Here is a 15,634-nt window from a genome sequence, read left to right as displayed (position 1 = left end):
AAATAAATCTATGAAACGTATTATGTTATCACTTGCACTGATGGTTGTTGCAGGCTCAGGCTTTGCACAGAACAGTGCTCACTTCAAGGCTCAAGCTTTGATGCGCGACAAGAAAGACTATGCTCAGGCAGCAGAAGTTTGTGAGCAAGCTATTGTCAATCCGAAGACAACAAAGTTTGCCGAAATCTATCGTGATATGGGCTTGGCTTATGCAAGTCTATTCAACAATGAACTTGCGAAAGCGGCTAGAGAACTTCCTTTTGATACCATTGCTTTCTGCAACTATTTGGATAAAGCTGTAGACGCCTTTACAAATAGTCACTTGGCAGATATAAAGCCTGATGCAAAAGGTCGAGTTAAGCCTGAGTTCGAGATCATGAATAAGATGAATCTGAATCAGATGTTGAATTATTTCAATTATGCAGGTGTTTTCAAAGCACAGGGAGGAAAAAATGAAGAATCCCTGAAATACTTTGAAAAATACATCAATATGCCAAAGAATCCTATCTTCTCTCAGCATGAGACAGATTCTATCTATAAAGTAGGTCTTCATGAGTACTCTCAGGCTGCATTCAATGTTAGTTTGTTAAATTACAACTTAAAAAACTACGAGGCAGTCATTAGTAGTGCGGATTTAGCACTGAAAGATGCAGAACTTGATAAGCAGAATGTCCATGATGCTTACGTGATGAAGTCAAATTCTTTCCTCATGCTTAAGGATACAGTCAGTTATGCTAAGACGTTGCGTGACGCTGTTGCAGCGACAGCGGGTGAGGGCTTTATGAGTGATTTGATTACTTATTATATGCGTCGCCAAAATCGTGCAGAAGCGATTCAGATGGCTGATGAGTTGATTAAGCAGAAAGGTTCAAATAAGACTTCTTATTACATCAAAGGATGCTTGGAAATGAATATGACGCCGTATAACTACACATCTGCCCGCGAAGCTTTTGCAAAGGCTATGGAGTTGGATCCTGATTATCTTGAGGCCAATACAAATATGGGCGTTTGCTGGATTCAAGATGTACAGGATAAAATCAACGCCAACTATTTCCATTTACCACGTGGCAACGACAATGCTTCTGCAACCAAGTATAATAACATTGTCAATACGCAGATAAATCCTTACTACAAAAATGCTCTTCCTTACTTGGAGAAAGCGCGTCAGTTAGCTCCTGAAAAGCCTGAACTATGGGCGCAAGGCCTCTATCTCTGCTATACTAATTTGAAGGAAACAGCCAAAGCTAATGAAGTGAAGCCCTTTGTTCCCAAAAACTAATTGTAGCAGAATTTAGCGTATTGCTGGTAGCTTTTTAGTTACTTGTATTCCTGAAATGCATAGTTACAGATAGTTGTAACTATGCTCTTTTTATTCAGACAGATATTCATGCCTAGTCAAATCTTAAGAATGTTTGCTGTTTTCCTTGCAAAGTGCTATATTTGCAGTATTGAAAAATTTCTAGTTTTATACTCGACGTTTTATGACTACAGAAGAGGAGTTTCAAAAGGTCTTAGCAATGTGTCGTGACTTGTTTATAAAAAAAATGCACGACTATGGGGTGGCTTGGCGCATTTTACGCCCAACGTCACTGACAGACCAAATATATATCAAGGCCAATCGCATTCGTACTTTGGAGACAAAAGGTGAGGCGTTGGTTGATGAAGGAATAGTTCCAGAATTTATTGGTATTGTGAATTATACTGCAATGGGGCTTATTCAACTAGAAAGAGGAGTATCTTCAGGAAATGATATTTCCAATGAAGAAGCATTAACCCTTTACGATAAGATGACTGTGAGTGCAATGGAACTGATGCTAAAAAAAAACCACGACTATGATGAAGTGTGGCGTGCAATGCGTGTAAGTTCTTATACCGATTTGATTCTGATGAAGATTTCCAGAACAAAGCAGATTGAAGACTTACAGGGGAAGACGCTAGTGTCTGAAGGTATAGCTGCCAATTATCGTGACATGATGAATTATGCAGTTTTTGCACTAATCAAACTAACGCTTGAATAAGCCGTTCAACATATTGCTTTTTTGGCTGACAAGAATAAGTGTATTGCTCTTGTCGGTTGTATTTATATTTTCTGGCTTTGCCAAAGCTGTTGATCCTGTTGGCATGGTCATAAAGCTGAATGCCTATTTTCAGCATTGGGGCTTTCACTTTGCAGATAATAATATCTGGCTTCAGATGCTTGTAGGAGCAATGGCAGCAATTGAATTGCTGTTGGGAGTGAATTTGTTGTTGGGAATACGTCGCAAACTTACAACTGTTTTTACAGTTATTTTTATGCTTGTCATGACAGGCATAACATTGTATGTTTTTCTCTACGACCCTGTTCCTGATTGTGGTTGTTTTGGTTCAGCCTTGGAACTGTCCAATTTGGAGACATTGCAGAAGAATGTTGTGTTACTTGCGGCCTCTTTGTTTTTATCAGTACGCCCACAATATATACTTCGATTAATTTCCGAAAGAAATCAATGGATTACAGCAGTATGTTCTTTGGTCTATGTGGTGAGTATAACTGTTTATTCTTTTCGCCACTTACCCGTGATAAGTTTTACGCCCTACAAGGTAGGAGTAAACATAAAAGCTGCCTATGAAGGGAATATTCCCGACCAAGCAGCAATGGAATTGGCCAATTTATATTTTTACACAACCAAGGGAGCCGACGTAACATACGAGGTGCTTTCAGATACTTCCTTCACCTTTCTTCTTACCTTACCTGAAGAGAAAGAGGCCGATGATGGAAATAATGATCGAATCAATGACTTGTATGATTATTGTGTCGATAAGCATTATAAATTCATAGGTGTGGCCTCTCAAGCTTCAGGAAATCTTTCTGATTGGATTGATCGTTCAGGTGCTGCATATCCGATGCTTTTGGGTGAGCCTTCACAGCTGAAAGCAATGGTGCGTTCTAATCCTGGTTTGCTCTTGCTGAAGAATGGTGTCATTATCGGTAAATGGAGCCAAAATGATCTTCCTAGCGTTGATGACCAAACTAAAATATCCGAAATAGTGAAAAGCGGTAATCCTACTAAGAGTGGCTTAGTTCTATCACTATGGTGGCTTATCCCAGTGCTATTGGCAATCCTTGCTGATCGCATATGGATTGGAAGTAAATTCTACAAACACTATATTTTCAAAAAAATAAAACAAACAATTATGCGAAAGAAAATTGTAGCAGGTAACTGGAAAATGAATAAGAACCTGCAAGAAGGTGTTGCTTTGGCAAAGGAACTCAATGAGAAACTTACTGCTGATGCTCCGAAGTGTGACGTTGTCATCTGTACTCCGTTTATCCATTTGGCTTCTGTTGCTAACATCCTAAATCCGGAACTGATTGGTCTTGGTGCTGAAGACTGTGCTAACAAGGAGAAGGGTGCTTATACAGGCGAAGTTTCTGCAGAAATGGTGAAGAGCACAGGTGCTCAATATGTAATCCTTGGTCACAGTGAACGTCGTGCTTACTATGGTGAGACTCCCGAAATTCTTCGTGAGAAAGTAAATCTTGCTTTGGCTAACGGCCTCGAAGTGATTTTCTGCATCGGTGAGGTTCTCGAAGAGCGTGAAGCTAATCGTCAAAACGAGGTTGTTAAGGCTCAGTTGGAAGACTCTTTGTTTGATTTAACTGCAGAACAGTTCTCTCATATTATTCTTGCATACGAACCTGTTTGGGCTATTGGTACAGGCAAGACTGCTACTTCTGACCAAGCTGAGGAAATGCACGCATTCATCCGTCAGACTATTGCTGATAAGTTCGGTGCAGAAGCAGCAGAGAATGTTTCTATCCTTTATGGTGGAAGCTGCAAGCCTAGCAATGCTAAGGAACTCTTCTCTAAGCCAGATGTTGATGGTGGTCTCATTGGTGGCGCAGCTCTCCAGGCTGACGACTTCAAGGGAATCATTGATGCCTGGAAATAAGTTTATTTGCAACTTAACGAACAAGAAAAATTCTTGTTAAGAGACAGATAAAAAGGTAGGCAAGTGTGCTCTCGTATAGAGATACACTTGTCTACATTCTCTCAATAAATGACTTTTATGCTAAGGATTTACCTATTCTTTATAGCCTTGCTTCTTCCTTTTTGCATGAATGGACAAACTTTTACAGAACGTCTTAAACAGCAACGTTCTGGACAGGGAAAGGTTGTCGTTGTGCAAGATTCTATTTTGGAGCGGATAGTAAATAATAAGTCTACTTCGGTTCCAGTAAATGGGACACGTCCTATAAAGCAGGAACAAACACCTCAAAAAAAAATTGAAACAGCTCCCAAGAAGGCAGACGCTATACCTGCAAAAAAAGAAGAGGTTTCAACTTCAACTTCTTCTGGGGGAGCGGATGTGAAAAATAGTGCTGAAGCTCGTGCTCGTGCTGCACAAGAAGCACGTCTCAAAGCTGAAAAGCAAAAAATGGCACGTGAGAACTTCACAGAGGCGGCGAGTTATATGGCTCGTGCTCGCTACAAAGCAGAAGGTTTTAGAATACAAGTTTATACTGGAGGGAATTCTCGTACAGATAAGGAAAAGGCTCAACAGTTGCAATTGCGCTGTCGTCAAGAATTTCCTGAACTTTCTGCTTATGTCCATTTTGTTTCTCCTCATTGGATTTGTCGTGTGGGGGATTTTAAGGATAGAGAAGAAGCTCAGCGTTATGCCAATCAGATACGGAAAAAGAGATTAAGTTACGAAGTACGAATTGTTAAATCATCAGTATTGTTAGCAAGATAAAATAATGATACAAGAAGAAAAAATAGAACGCCTTAAGGTGCTGAATGCGGAGATATTGGCACTTTTGGGGGAGACCCCTCAGAGGGAGGGATTGTTGAAAACTCCTGAACGTGTGGCTAAAGCACAACTGACTTTAACGCGTGGTTATGAAATGGACGCTAGTGCTGTTCTTAATTCTGCCAAGTTCCAAGAGTCCTACCAACACATGGTTATTGTGAAAGATATTAATTTCTATAGCCTCTGTGAGCATCACATGCTACCTTTCTACGGTAAGGCTCATATTGCCTATATTCCAAATGGCTATATAACAGGCTTATCAAAACTAGCTCGCGTAGTCGATATTTATTCTCATCGCTTGCAAGTTCAGGAGCGTATGACTCAGCAGGTTATGGAGTGTATTCAAGATGCCTTGAACCCATTGGGCGTGATGGTAGTAATAGAAGCAAAGCACATGTGTATGCAGATGCGTGGTGTAGAGAAAGAAAATAGCATGACTGTAACTTCTGCTTTTTCGGGTGCGTTTAATCAAGCAAAGACTCGTGAGGAGTTTCTTGATTTGATTCATAACTCCAAATAAAATGAAAGATATCTTGGCAATCGCAAAAAATATATTATTTTTGCATTGCTAAAACGCGGTAATAGCTCAGTTGGTAGAGCGTTGGCTTCCCAAGCCAAAAGTCGCGGGTTCGAGCCCCGTTTACCGCTCATTTTATGTTGTACTTTTAGAAAGAGAAGATACATACAACTTTGTGAAAGTTTCTGATTTTTTTTCGATTGTATATGTATATAATATTCTTCCCTAAAAGTGTGTAAATCTGGTTTACACTTGTTTTGAAGAGGTGTCCAATAAATTTATTTATTCCAGCTTCAGAGGATAGCATCCAGAAATAAATGCCGTTTTTGTGCGTGTGTAAGTTTGATTGTTTTCTTGATTTTTTGCAACTACAAGATAAGATCAAAGGCGCTTATACACTTTTGGGACCCCAATTCGGTTTAAGAAACGCTCTTTCATGAGTTTCTTAAACCGCACACGCATCCTTTCGGCCTTGACCTAAAACCGAAGTATAATTGTTTCACGCAAATTATAGGTTAGAATAAAGTAAGCTGTTTTACACCCTGCTTTGCATCCCTCTCAAACTCCATGTTGATGGAAGGTTTGGTGTCGTAGAAAGCATATGCAGCTATGCCAGCTAAAAGGTTAACGATGAAATTAGAGATACTTCTATGGCGTGTGTGAACTATCTGTGCAATGTTCTTCAACATATCATTGATAGTCTCTATGATACTTCTCTTGCGAAGCATGATTTTATCATGCACATCCATTAATCTGTTCTTCATATTAGTCCGTATTCCTGTTACGATGTGTACACCTCTATCAAAGAGTGAAGCAAACAGTGATTGAGAAATATACTCTTTATCGGCATATAATTTCCCAAATAAATCCTTCGTCAAATCGTTGAATACTTTTGGGTTACGGTCGTCTACATTGGCTCGGGTTAGAGCAAAATTGAGTAGCTCACCTCGTTCATTACACAAAAGATGAAGTTTGAAGCCATAGTACCATCCCATCGTACTTTTTCCCTTTTGGGCGTACCCTTTGAATACGCGATTACGGGATTGTCGCTTATTTTCGCACACTGGAATACGTGTAGAATCGATAAAGGTTATTCCTGTACACTCTCCCATTAATCCCAGTTTGAGAAAGAGCAATAGAGGTATTGCAATACGAGGCATACGCTCAACAAAGCGTGTATAAGAGAGTAGATTGGGAAACTCTTTTTTTAGTTCTCGGCAAACATAAAAGAGATAGAAATGTTTGAAATTCCGAAATGTATTACTGTGAAACAATATAAGAATTGTGATCATTTCAGCATCACTCATCCGCCCTTTTCTCTTGCGATGTTTTGGACTATTGGCAGAGAGATTTGGGAGAGAAAGAGAGGTTTTGTTCAATTCTGAATTATATTCTTTGCAGAAATCATCTGCAATACAATAGATTTCCGTAACTTTGCTGACAAGTTTCATGAGGATTGTTATTTTGTTATATGATTGATAATCAACAGTAAATATACAAAAAACAATCCTCTTTTTAGGCTTTTATTAAAACTTTTTTGAGGAAAAGAAGTACTGCTTATCCCGAATTGAGGTTTGAGGGATTGTGTCTCCTTTTTTTGCAGACCGTTGTAAGATTGTGAGACTCTTTGGAAAAAGGTTCAAGAGTTTATGCTTCTTTGCAATAGCTGACGTAAAGATATTTATAGGAGACTAAGATAAACTCATTAACTGGTTTGATGCTACGTGAGTAGATAAATGGTCTGAGCAAAAAAGACTATAATAATTTGATCCTCTGAGAAGAATATGTTATTTTTGCAAGTCGAATTCTCAAACCGAATACAAATATAATTATATAAGTATGAATATCTCATTAGAAAAGAACACGCCCGCTACAGCTGTCATCACTTTGAAGATGGAGAAAGCTGACTATGAGGCTGACGTAACAAAAGCAATCAAAAATTTCTGTCAGAAGGCTCAGATGCCGGGCTTCCGCCCTGGCAAAATTCCTTTTGGCATGGCTAAGAAAATATACGGTGCCCAGGCTAAGATGGAAACTATCAATAAGCTTCTTTCTGATAAGCTCTTCTCTTATATTCGTGAGGAGAAACTGAATATCCTTGGTGAACCATTGCCTAATGAGCAACAGCAAACTCAAGATATCGAAAATCAAGATGAATTTGAGTTTACTTTTGACGTAGCTCTTACGCCTGAGTTCAAAATTGAACTTACAAGCAAAGACACTATCAACTATTACGAGATCGAGGTAAGTGAGGAGCAAATTGACCAGCAGGTGAAGGCTTTGACACAGCAAGCCGGTCACCCTGAGGAAGTAGAGGAATATAAAGAAGGCGATATCCTTCGCGGTTTGCTTGCAGAACTTGGAGAAGATGGGCAGCCTATCGAGGGTGGTGTACAAGTGGAAAAGGGTAGCCTTATGCCTCAGTACATGCAGTCTGACGACCAAAAGAAAATCTTTGATGGCGCAAAGAAAAATGATGTTTTGACATTCAACCCAGCTAAAGCTTATGGTGACACAGAGTTGGCTTCTCTTCTTCATATAACAAAAGAGGAGGCAGAAAATCATAAAGGCAATTTTAGCTTCCAGGTTAATGAAATCAGTCGCTATGTTCCAGCTGAACTCAATCAAGAGTTCTTTGATCGTATGTTTGGCAAGGATGCCGTGAAGAGCGAAGAAGAATTCCGCGGAAAGGTGAAAGAACAACTTGCTAAGCAGTTTGAGGCAGATAGTGACTATAAGTTCTTGCTCGACCTTCGTGCCTATGCAGAAAAAAAGGTAGGTGAAGTGGAATTCCCCAACGAGATGCTGAAGCGTATAATGATTGCTAACAATAAAGATAAGGATGCAAGCTTTGTTGAAGAGAATTTCGAAAATAGCGTTAAAGAGTTGAAATGGCACCTCATTAAGGAGCAATTGGCAGAAGCTAACAAGGTGAAGGTTGAAGATAAGGATATCAAAGCAACAGCACTTGAGGCTGCTCGCTTCCAGTTCGCTCAGTACGGAATGGCAAATATTCCTGATGAATATCTCGAACAATATGCACAGCAGATGCTTAAGGATCAAAATCAAGTGAATGGTCTTGTAGAGCGCGCTATCGATAGTAAGTTGACAGGTGTTTTGAAGGAAGTTGTTAAGCTGAAGCGTACGACTGTTTCTCAAGAATATTTCGGAAAGTTTTTTGAAGAAAAGAAAGATTAAGCTTTTGTATTTATAATATGACTAATAGAGTAGGGGCAGCCAATAAGGTTGCCCCCTATTTGCTAAGATGTAAATATCTCTAGTCATATAAGTGTCGCTTTTGGCATAAGCTTTGTAATAACTTCTTTGTATAAAATATTATAATGATAAGGAATCGACATCAATCTATATGATAAAATCAGATTTTGAGAAGTTTGCTCTATCAAAGGGCATTAGCAGCATGACAATAGATTCTGCAGTGAAAGCACAAGCTCAGTATTTGAATCCCTACATCCTTGAGGAACGTCAATTGAACGTTACACAGATGGATGTTTTTAGTCGTCTTATGATGGATCGTATCATATTTTTGGGGACTCAAATTGATGACTACACGGCTAACACGCTTCAAGCACAGTTACTCTACTTAGATTCTGCAGATCCTGGTAAGGATATTTCTATTTATATCAATAGTCCTGGTGGTAGTGTTTATGCCGGACTAGGAATCTATGACACTATGCAATTCATTGGCTCTGAAGTTTCTACTATATGTACAGGTATGGCAGCAAGTATGGCTGCGGTCTTACTCGTTGCTGGTAAAGAGGGAAAACGTTGGGCGTTGCCGCACAGCCGTGTGATGATTCATCAACCAATGGGGGGCGCACAAGGACAAGCAAGTGATATTGAGATTACAGCTCGTGAAATTCAGAAACTAAAGAAGGAACTTTACACTATTATCGCAGATCATAGCCACCAATCGTTTGATAAAGTTTGGGCAGATAGTGATCGCGACTATTGGATGACAAGTGAAGAGGCCAAAGAATACGGCATGATAGATCAAATTTTTAAGAAAAGTAATAAAAATGTCAGATAAGAAGCATTGTGCCTTTTGTGGTAGAGATGAGGATGAAGTAGATTTATTGCTTTCTGGCCCAGAAGGGTGCATATGTAATGACTGTATTGAAAGAGCTTCAGACGTACTTAAGGATGCTGGATTCTATTCTGGCCGTTCTTCTGCTCGCAATGGCAAAAAATATACCCCCGTCAACTTACGGGAGATACCTAAACCTAAGGAAATCAAGGAATATCTTGATCAATATGTAATAGGTCAAGACGACGCAAAGCGTTATCTTAGTGTCTCCGTTTATAATCATTATAAACGGCTAGTAAAGTTAGATGATACAGCTAAAGAAGATGGTGTAAGTATTGACAAGTCCAATATCATTATGGTAGGAACAACTGGTACTGGGAAGACTTTGCTTGCACGTACTATAGCAAAGCTTTTGGATGTTCCTTTTACCATTGTGGATGCTACAGTTTTTACAGAAGCAGGGTATGTTGGAGAGGACGTAGAGAGTATCTTAAGCCGTCTTTTGCAAGAAGCCGACTATGATAAAGAACGTGCAGAGCGAGGTATTGTTTTTATTGACGAAATAGATAAGATCGCTCGTAAGACAGATAATCCTAGCATTACTCGTGATGTGAGTGGAGAAGGAGTCCAGCAAGGTTTGTTAAAATTGCTAGAAGGTTCTGTGGTAAATGTTCCTCCAAAGGGAGGACGAAAGCATCCAGATCAAGATTATGTCCATGTTGACACACGGAATATTCTCTTTATATGTGGCGGTGCATTCGATGGAATAGAAAAGAAAATTGCTCAGCGCCTCAATACGCATACTGTTGGTTACAATTCTGTGAGCAACATAAAGAAGTTGGATCCGAAAAACTTGATGCAGTATATAGAGCCAATGGATCTAAAAAGCTTTGGACTTATTCCTGAAATCATTGGTCGTCTGCCAGTCCTAACATATCTAAACCCTTTAGATAAGGAGGCTTTGCGTCGTATTCTTTCTGAACCCAAGAATAGTTTGGTGAAGCAATATATCGAAATTTTCCGTTTAGATGGAGTTACTCTTCAGTTTGAAGATGACGCACTTGATTATGTGGTGAATAAAGCGCTTGAATATAAACTTGGTGCACGTGGATTGCGCTCTATTATGGAAAGCATTATGATGACTGCCATGTATGAAACTCCTTCTACGCGAAAGAAGAAGTTGATAATTACACGAGAGTATGCAGAGCAGGAGTTTGATAAGAAAAAAAGCAAACTTGCCTAATTTCTAATTCACATAACTTTTATAATCCAGCTAAAATCCTACCTTTACTCGACAAAGAGGGATTAGCTGGATTCTTCTTACATTGTAAATTAGAAATAGGAGAGAGTTAATAAAAATGTAGCTGATTTCATTAGTTTTTATATGGACATTTCTAAAACTTTGTTTTATCTTTGTTCTGCCGAAACATAGTAATATGTATATATCATAAGGGCATATAATGATATGATAGAAAGGTCTGAAATACATAACGCACTAAAGAAGTATTTTGGTTTTGATTGTTTCAAGAAGAACCAAGAAGATATTATTCTATCCTTGCTCAGTGGTAAGGATGTCTTTGTCCTAATGCCTACAGGTGGAGGAAAGAGTATGTGCTACCAGTTGCCATCTTTACTGATGCAAGGAACTGCAATTGTAATATCTCCTCTAATAGCGTTAATGAAAAATCAAGTGGATGCTATTCGTCATATTTGTGAAGAAGATGGTGTTGCTCATTTTATAAACTCCTCGCTTAATAAAGGCGATATCGATCACGTGAAATTAGATATACTTTCTGGTAAGACAAAACTTCTCTATGTTGCTCCTGAGTCTTTGGCAAAGCGCGAATATGTGGAGTTTTTTAAAACCATAAAGATAAGTTTCTATGCAGTAGATGAAGCACATTGTATTTCTGAATGGGGGCACGATTTCCGTCCGGAATATAGAAATATCCGGGTGGTTATAGATGAAATTGGACGAGCACCTATTATAGCTTTAACTGCAACTGCTACAGATAAAGTTCGATTTGATATAAAAAAGAGTCTTGCCATTCAAGATGCAGAAGAGTTTAAAAGCTCTTTTAATAGAGCTAATCTATATTACGAAGTTAGGCCTAAAACAAAAGAGATTAACAAAGAAATCGTTACTTTCATTCGTCAGAATGCAGGTAAAAGTGGTATTATTTATTGTTTAAGTCGCAAGACTGTTGATGAACTAGCAAAAGTGTTGCAAGCCAACGAGATAAAAGCAAAACCATATCATGCAGGTTTAGAACCTGATGAGCGTTCGCAGACTCAAGACCTATTTCTTATGCAGGACATTGATGTGATTGTTGCCACAATTGCTTTCGGAATGGGCATAGATAAACCTGATGTCCGGTTTGTTATTCACTATGATATTCCTAAAAGTCTTGAAGGCTACTATCAAGAAACAGGTAGAGCTGGGCGTGACGATGGGGAAGGAAAATGTATAACGTTCTATTCTCCTGATGATTTGAAGAAATTGGAGAAATTCATGGAGAAAAAAGGAGAGCAAGAACGAGAAATCGGTTATTTACTTTTGGCAGAAACAGCAGCTTATGCAGAGAGTTCCATCTGCCGTCGTAAATTACTCCTACATTACTTCGGTGAGGAGTACCTCAAAGATAATTGTGGAAATTGCGACAATTGTTTAAATCCAAAAAAGAAAGTGGAAGCTAAAGAAGAGTTGGAGAAAGTTCTTAATGTGATTCTTGCAACGAAAGAAGTTTTTAGAGCAGAGCACATCAAGGATATACTTATGGGAAATAAAACAGAAAGTGTTCGAGATTATAAGCACGATGAATTAGAAGATTTTGGATGCGGAGAGAATGAAGATGAACATATTTGGAATGCAGTAATCCGCCAGGCACTACTAACTGGTTATCTCAATAAGGAAATAGAAAATTATGGTGTTTTAAAGATTACAGATAAGGGACGCCAGTTTTTAGAAAAAACTGTATCTTTCCAAATTATTAAGGATCAAGACTATAGTGAAACATCTGCCACAGAACCTGTACAGAGTGGGGCAGATTGTGCAGTTGCACCAGAGTTGTATGATATGCTCCTGGGATTGCGAAAGAAGATGTCCAAAGAACTGCAAGTTCCTCCCTATGTAATCTTCCAAGATCCTTCATTAGAAGCTATGGCCACGGTATTCCCTCAGACATTGGAGGAACTAAAGAATATTCCAGGTGTTGGTGAAGGAAAAGCTAAGCGCTATGGAAAGGAATTCTGTGATCTTATTCGTAAATATTGTTTAGATAATGATATTGATCGACCAGAAGATATACGTATTCGTACTGTCGCTAAAAATTCAAAATTAAAGATAGCGCTTATTCAAGCTATAGATAGAAAAGTTGCATTGGATGATCTTGCTGCTGCAAATGGTATTGAATTCGATGAACTTTTGGATGAGATAGAATCCATTGTTTACTATAGTGGCAATAAAATAAATATAGATTATTTCATAGATGACATTATGGACCCAGAAGTTGTAGATGCAATCTATGAGTATTTCCGAGAGTCAGATACTGACGACATAGATGCTGCCCTCGAAGAACTCTCCGAATATGAAGAAGACGAAATACGATTGGTGCGAATTAAATTTATGTCAGAAATGGCTAATTAAAACTACGAACGAACGAGTAAAAGATATGACTACATCAGTAGAAGAACCAAAGAAAGAAAGTCTGAACTTTATTGAGCAGATAGTAAAGGATGATTTGACCGCAGGAAAGAATGGAGGCCGTCTGCAAACACGATTCCCGCCTGAGCCCAATGGATATATCCATATAGGTCATGCTAAGGCCATCTGTATGGATTTTGGCGTAGCCGAGAAATTTGGTGGAGTATGTAACTTGCGCTTTGATGATACTAACCCTCAGAAGGAAGATACCGAGTATGTTGATGCGATTCTGCGTGACATAGAATGGTTAGGGTTCAAGTGGGAGAATATTTATTATGCTTCCGACTATTTTCAGCAACTTTGGGATTTTGCAGTTCGTTTGATAAAAGAAGGTAAAGCCTATGTTGATGAACAATCTAGTGAGGAAATAGCTGTTCAGAAAGGAACTCCGACTGAGCCTGGCATTCCAAGTCCTTATAGAGATCGCCCCATTGAGGAGAGTTTGGAACTCTTTGCTAAGATGAATACGGGAGATATTGAAGAAGGTAAGATGGTACTGCGTGCAAAGATTGATATGGCCAATCCCAATATGCACTTCCGTGATCCGGTAATCTATCGAATTATAAAACATCATCATCATCGTACAGGTGATACGTGGAAGGCTTATCCTATGTACGACTTTGCGCATGGTCAGAGTGACTTCTTCGAGGGAGTAACGCATTCTATTTGTACTTTGGAGTTTGTTCCTCATCGTCCCCTCTATGACTTTTTTATAGATGAACTCAAGGAGCAAAAAGACCTAGATGACAATCGTCCACGTCAGTTTGAATTCAATCGTCTTAATTTGACATATACAGTTATGTCAAAGAGAAAACTCCTCGCTCTTGTTCAAGAAAATCTTGTGGATGGTTGGGACGACCCTCGTATGCCGACAGTTTGTGGTTTACGTCGCCGCGGTTATTCTCCTGAATCAATCCGGAAGTTCATCAATATGATTGGTTATACGAAATATGATGCACTTAATGATTATTCTATGTTAGAGGCCGCAGCAAGAGAGGACTTAAACAATAGATCTTTGCGTCTTAGTGCTGTTCTCAATCCTGTGAAACTCATTGTAACAAACTATCATCCTGAAGATAAAGACGCTTCAGAGGAAATGCTTGCAGTGAATAATCCAGAGAATGAAGCAGAAGGTACTCATGCAATAACTTTTAGTCGCGAGCTTTGGATTGAACGTGATGACTTCATGGAGGAAGCTCCGAAGAAATTTTTCCGTATGGTTCCTGGTAAAGAAGTTCGCTTAAAGAATGCATATATTGTAAAATGTACAGGATGCAAGAAAGATGCAAAAGGCAATATTGAGGAAATTTATTGCGAATACGATCCTGAAAGTAAAAGTGGTATGCCAGGAGCTGATCGTAAAGTGAAGGGAACTTTACATTGGCTCAGTGCAAAGCATTGCTTACCAGCAGAGGTTCGTGTTTATGATAAACTTTTTAGTGTTGAAAATCCAGCAGTTGACGAACGTGATTTCCGCGAGTTGTTAAACCCAGATTCAAAGAAAGTCGTGAAAGGCTATGTTGAGTCTTATGCAGCTCTACCGGGTCTTACTCGTTACTTGCAGTTTCAACGCATTGGTTATTTTACTTTTGACGATGATTCAACATCAGATCACCTTATCTTCAATCGTACTGTCGGCTTGAAAGATAATTTTGCAAAGAAGAAATAGCTATTAATACTGATATTTTCTAGTTGTCCAACAAAAAGTTTGCTATAAAGCAGGGCCTTTTGTTGGGCAACTTTTATTTTCATTGCATGTAAATAATGGAAAGAAATATATAGTGAGACAGTTCTAAGTGATAGTATTTATTAAAAGTTGTATATTTGTTTAGTTTTTAGAATTCTTCTTATCCTTCCTTTTTTGACTACATTTGCAAACAAAATAAATATAGACTATTTGAGAAAGGAAGGCTTGATATATGTTTCTTTTGAATGGTTAACCACAAACAATATAAAAAGATGTTTGGACATATTGCAGAATTCACGACATGGCCTATTTTGACAGGACTAATTATTATTGGCTATGTAGCTAATTGTATCATGAATGGTGAAGGAAAAGGTTGTTTTCTGAATTTATTTATAGGAATAGTCGGCAGCTACGCTGACTCTTTTATTAGTCATGTGCTGGATATAGAACTTTTCGGTAAAGCCTTTTTTACCAATTTTGTTTTCTGTGTACTAGATGCTCTTTGTGTCTTGTGAATCTGGAAGATTTTTTTTGATTAGTAACTCTTATTCTCGTTTTATAATTTTTGTCTATAGAAGAATAATCCTGATATGATAAAAGTATTTGTTATGAATACCTGCCCTGATTGTGAAAGTATCGAGATGCAGGTTAAGCATGATTCGCGTTTTGAATTGATTGATATTGGTAAACACATTCGCAATCTAAAGCATTTCCTAAAATTGCGTGATTCGCTCCCTGCGTTTGACAAAGTAAAAAAGCGAGAGGCAGTGGGAGTGCCTTGTTTTTTGCTTGACGATGGCACAATAACTTTTTCACCTGAAGATTTGGGACTAAAGTCTGATCTGGAATCTATCGGAGCACGGTGTAATCTTGATGGGAGCGGTTGTTGAT

13 protein-coding genes and 1 tRNA gene are annotated in these 15,634 nt (G+C 38.7%); 13 read left to right on the top strand and 1 reads right to left on the bottom strand.

Translation table 11 applies throughout. The features are described 5' to 3' along the window. Window positions 1–10 precede the first annotated feature (10 nt). From FHS60_RS09180 to FHS60_RS09155, 6 genes are all read left to right on the top strand, one after another. Window positions 11–1,279, top strand: coding sequence for a tetratricopeptide repeat protein (locus FHS60_RS09180; protein ID WP_183697847.1), 1,269 nt, complete (start codon window positions 11–13; stop codon window positions 1,277–1,279). 202 nt (window positions 1,280–1,481) lie between these two features. Then, window positions 1,482–2,018: a DUF1599 domain-containing protein gene (locus tag FHS60_RS09175; protein WP_183697845.1), complete on the top strand. Its 537-nt coding sequence runs from the start codon at window positions 1,482–1,484 to the stop codon at window positions 2,016–2,018. Further along, complete coding sequence (tpiA, locus tag FHS60_RS09170) at window positions 2,011–3,930, top strand: triose-phosphate isomerase (RefSeq protein WP_338081932.1); 1,920 nt, start codon at window positions 2,011–2,013, stop codon at window positions 3,928–3,930. Before FHS60_RS09175 ends, tpiA begins: the two co-directional genes overlap by 8 nt. A 117-nt stretch (window positions 3,931–4,047) precedes the next feature. Continuing rightward, window positions 4,048–4,734 (top strand): SPOR domain-containing protein, encoded by a 687-nt coding sequence (locus FHS60_RS09165; protein WP_244957483.1) that lies wholly within the window; start codon window positions 4,048–4,050, stop codon window positions 4,732–4,734. Window positions 4,735–4,738: 4 nt separating this feature from the next. After that, complete coding sequence (folE, locus tag FHS60_RS09160) at window positions 4,739–5,311, top strand: GTP cyclohydrolase I FolE (RefSeq protein ID WP_183697843.1); 573 nt, start codon at window positions 4,739–4,741, stop codon at window positions 5,309–5,311. Between the two features lie 55 nt (window positions 5,312–5,366). Beyond that, a tRNA-Gly gene (locus tag FHS60_RS09155) sits at window positions 5,367–5,439 on the top strand. A gap of 384 nt (window positions 5,440–5,823) precedes the next feature. Here FHS60_RS09155 and FHS60_RS09150 read toward each other — a convergent pair. After that, window positions 5,824–6,759, bottom strand: a complete 936-nt coding sequence (locus FHS60_RS09150; protein WP_183697841.1) for an IS982 family transposase — start codon at window positions 6,757–6,759, stop codon at window positions 5,824–5,826. Window positions 6,760–7,147: 388 nt separating this feature from the next. Between FHS60_RS09150 and tig the strand changes: the two genes are divergently transcribed. The 7 genes from tig (at window position 7,148) to FHS60_RS09115 (ending at window position 15,633) form a co-directional block, all read left to right on the top strand. Then, window positions 7,148–8,506: a trigger factor gene (tig, locus tag FHS60_RS09145; RefSeq protein ID WP_183697839.1), complete on the top strand. Its 1,359-nt coding sequence runs from the start codon at window positions 7,148–7,150 to the stop codon at window positions 8,504–8,506. Window positions 8,507–8,675: 169 nt separating this feature from the next. Beyond that, complete coding sequence (gene clpP, locus FHS60_RS09140) at window positions 8,676–9,356, top strand: ATP-dependent Clp endopeptidase proteolytic subunit ClpP (RefSeq protein ID WP_009346548.1); 681 nt, start codon at window positions 8,676–8,678, stop codon at window positions 9,354–9,356. After that, window positions 9,346–10,596, top strand: coding sequence for an ATP-dependent Clp protease ATP-binding subunit ClpX (gene clpX, locus FHS60_RS09135; protein ID WP_183697837.1), 1,251 nt, complete (start codon window positions 9,346–9,348; stop codon window positions 10,594–10,596). The genes clpP and clpX overlap by 11 nt, the downstream gene beginning before the upstream one ends. Window positions 10,597–10,818: 222 nt before the next feature. Beyond that, window positions 10,819–12,999, top strand: a complete 2,181-nt coding sequence (gene recQ, locus FHS60_RS09130; protein WP_183697835.1) for a DNA helicase RecQ — start codon at window positions 10,819–10,821, stop codon at window positions 12,997–12,999. 25 nt (window positions 13,000–13,024) lie between these two features. Then, window positions 13,025–14,725, top strand: coding sequence for a glutamine--tRNA ligase/YqeY domain fusion protein (locus FHS60_RS09125; RefSeq protein WP_183697833.1), 1,701 nt, complete (start codon window positions 13,025–13,027; stop codon window positions 14,723–14,725). Between the two features lie 290 nt (window positions 14,726–15,015). Further along, a complete protein-coding gene (locus FHS60_RS09120; RefSeq protein ID WP_183697865.1) occupies window positions 15,016–15,258 on the top strand; it encodes a GlsB/YeaQ/YmgE family stress response membrane protein in 243 nt (80 codons plus the stop codon). 75 nt (window positions 15,259–15,333) lie between these two features. Beyond that, window positions 15,334–15,633 (top strand): glutaredoxin-related protein, encoded by a 300-nt coding sequence (locus tag FHS60_RS09115; protein ID WP_183697831.1) that lies wholly within the window; start codon window positions 15,334–15,336, stop codon window positions 15,631–15,633. Window position 15,634 lies beyond the last annotated feature (1 nt).

The sequence above is a fragment of the Alloprevotella rava genome (assembly GCF_014195585.1).
Lineage (GTDB): Bacteria > Bacteroidota > Bacteroidia > Bacteroidales > Bacteroidaceae > Alloprevotella > Alloprevotella rava.
Note: the sequence above shows the minus strand (reverse complement) of the source record. Positions and strands in the feature narration are given on the sequence as shown.

What these genes read in the sequence shown, in the direction of transcription:
- FHS60_RS09180 (WP_183697847.1), top strand. Translation starts at nt 11, where the DNA reads ATGAAACGTATTATGTTATCACTTGCACTGATGGTTGTTGCAGGCTCA.
- tig (WP_183697839.1), top strand. Translation starts at nt 7,148, where the DNA reads ATGAATATCTCATTAGAAAAGAACACGCCCGCTACAGCTGTCATCACT.
- FHS60_RS09150 (WP_183697841.1), bottom strand. Translation starts at nt 6,759, where the DNA reads ATGAAACTTGTCAGCAAAGTTACGGAAATCTATTGTATTGCAGATGAT.
- FHS60_RS09120 (WP_183697865.1), top strand. Translation starts at nt 15,016, where the DNA reads ATGTTTGGACATATTGCAGAATTCACGACATGGCCTATTTTGACAGGA.
- FHS60_RS09115 (WP_183697831.1), top strand. Translation starts at nt 15,334, where the DNA reads ATGATAAAAGTATTTGTTATGAATACCTGCCCTGATTGTGAAAGTATC.
- clpX (WP_183697837.1), top strand. Translation starts at nt 9,346, where the DNA reads ATGTCAGATAAGAAGCATTGTGCCTTTTGTGGTAGAGATGAGGATGAA.
- folE (WP_183697843.1), top strand. Translation starts at nt 4,739, where the DNA reads ATGATACAAGAAGAAAAAATAGAACGCCTTAAGGTGCTGAATGCGGAG.
- FHS60_RS09165 (WP_244957483.1), top strand. Translation starts at nt 4,048, where the DNA reads ATGCTAAGGATTTACCTATTCTTTATAGCCTTGCTTCTTCCTTTTTGC.
- clpP (WP_009346548.1), top strand. Translation starts at nt 8,676, where the DNA reads ATGATAAAATCAGATTTTGAGAAGTTTGCTCTATCAAAGGGCATTAGC.
- FHS60_RS09175 (WP_183697845.1), top strand. Translation starts at nt 1,482, where the DNA reads ATGACTACAGAAGAGGAGTTTCAAAAGGTCTTAGCAATGTGTCGTGAC.
- recQ (WP_183697835.1), top strand. Translation starts at nt 10,819, where the DNA reads ATGATAGAAAGGTCTGAAATACATAACGCACTAAAGAAGTATTTTGGT.
- FHS60_RS09125 (WP_183697833.1), top strand. Translation starts at nt 13,025, where the DNA reads ATGACTACATCAGTAGAAGAACCAAAGAAAGAAAGTCTGAACTTTATT.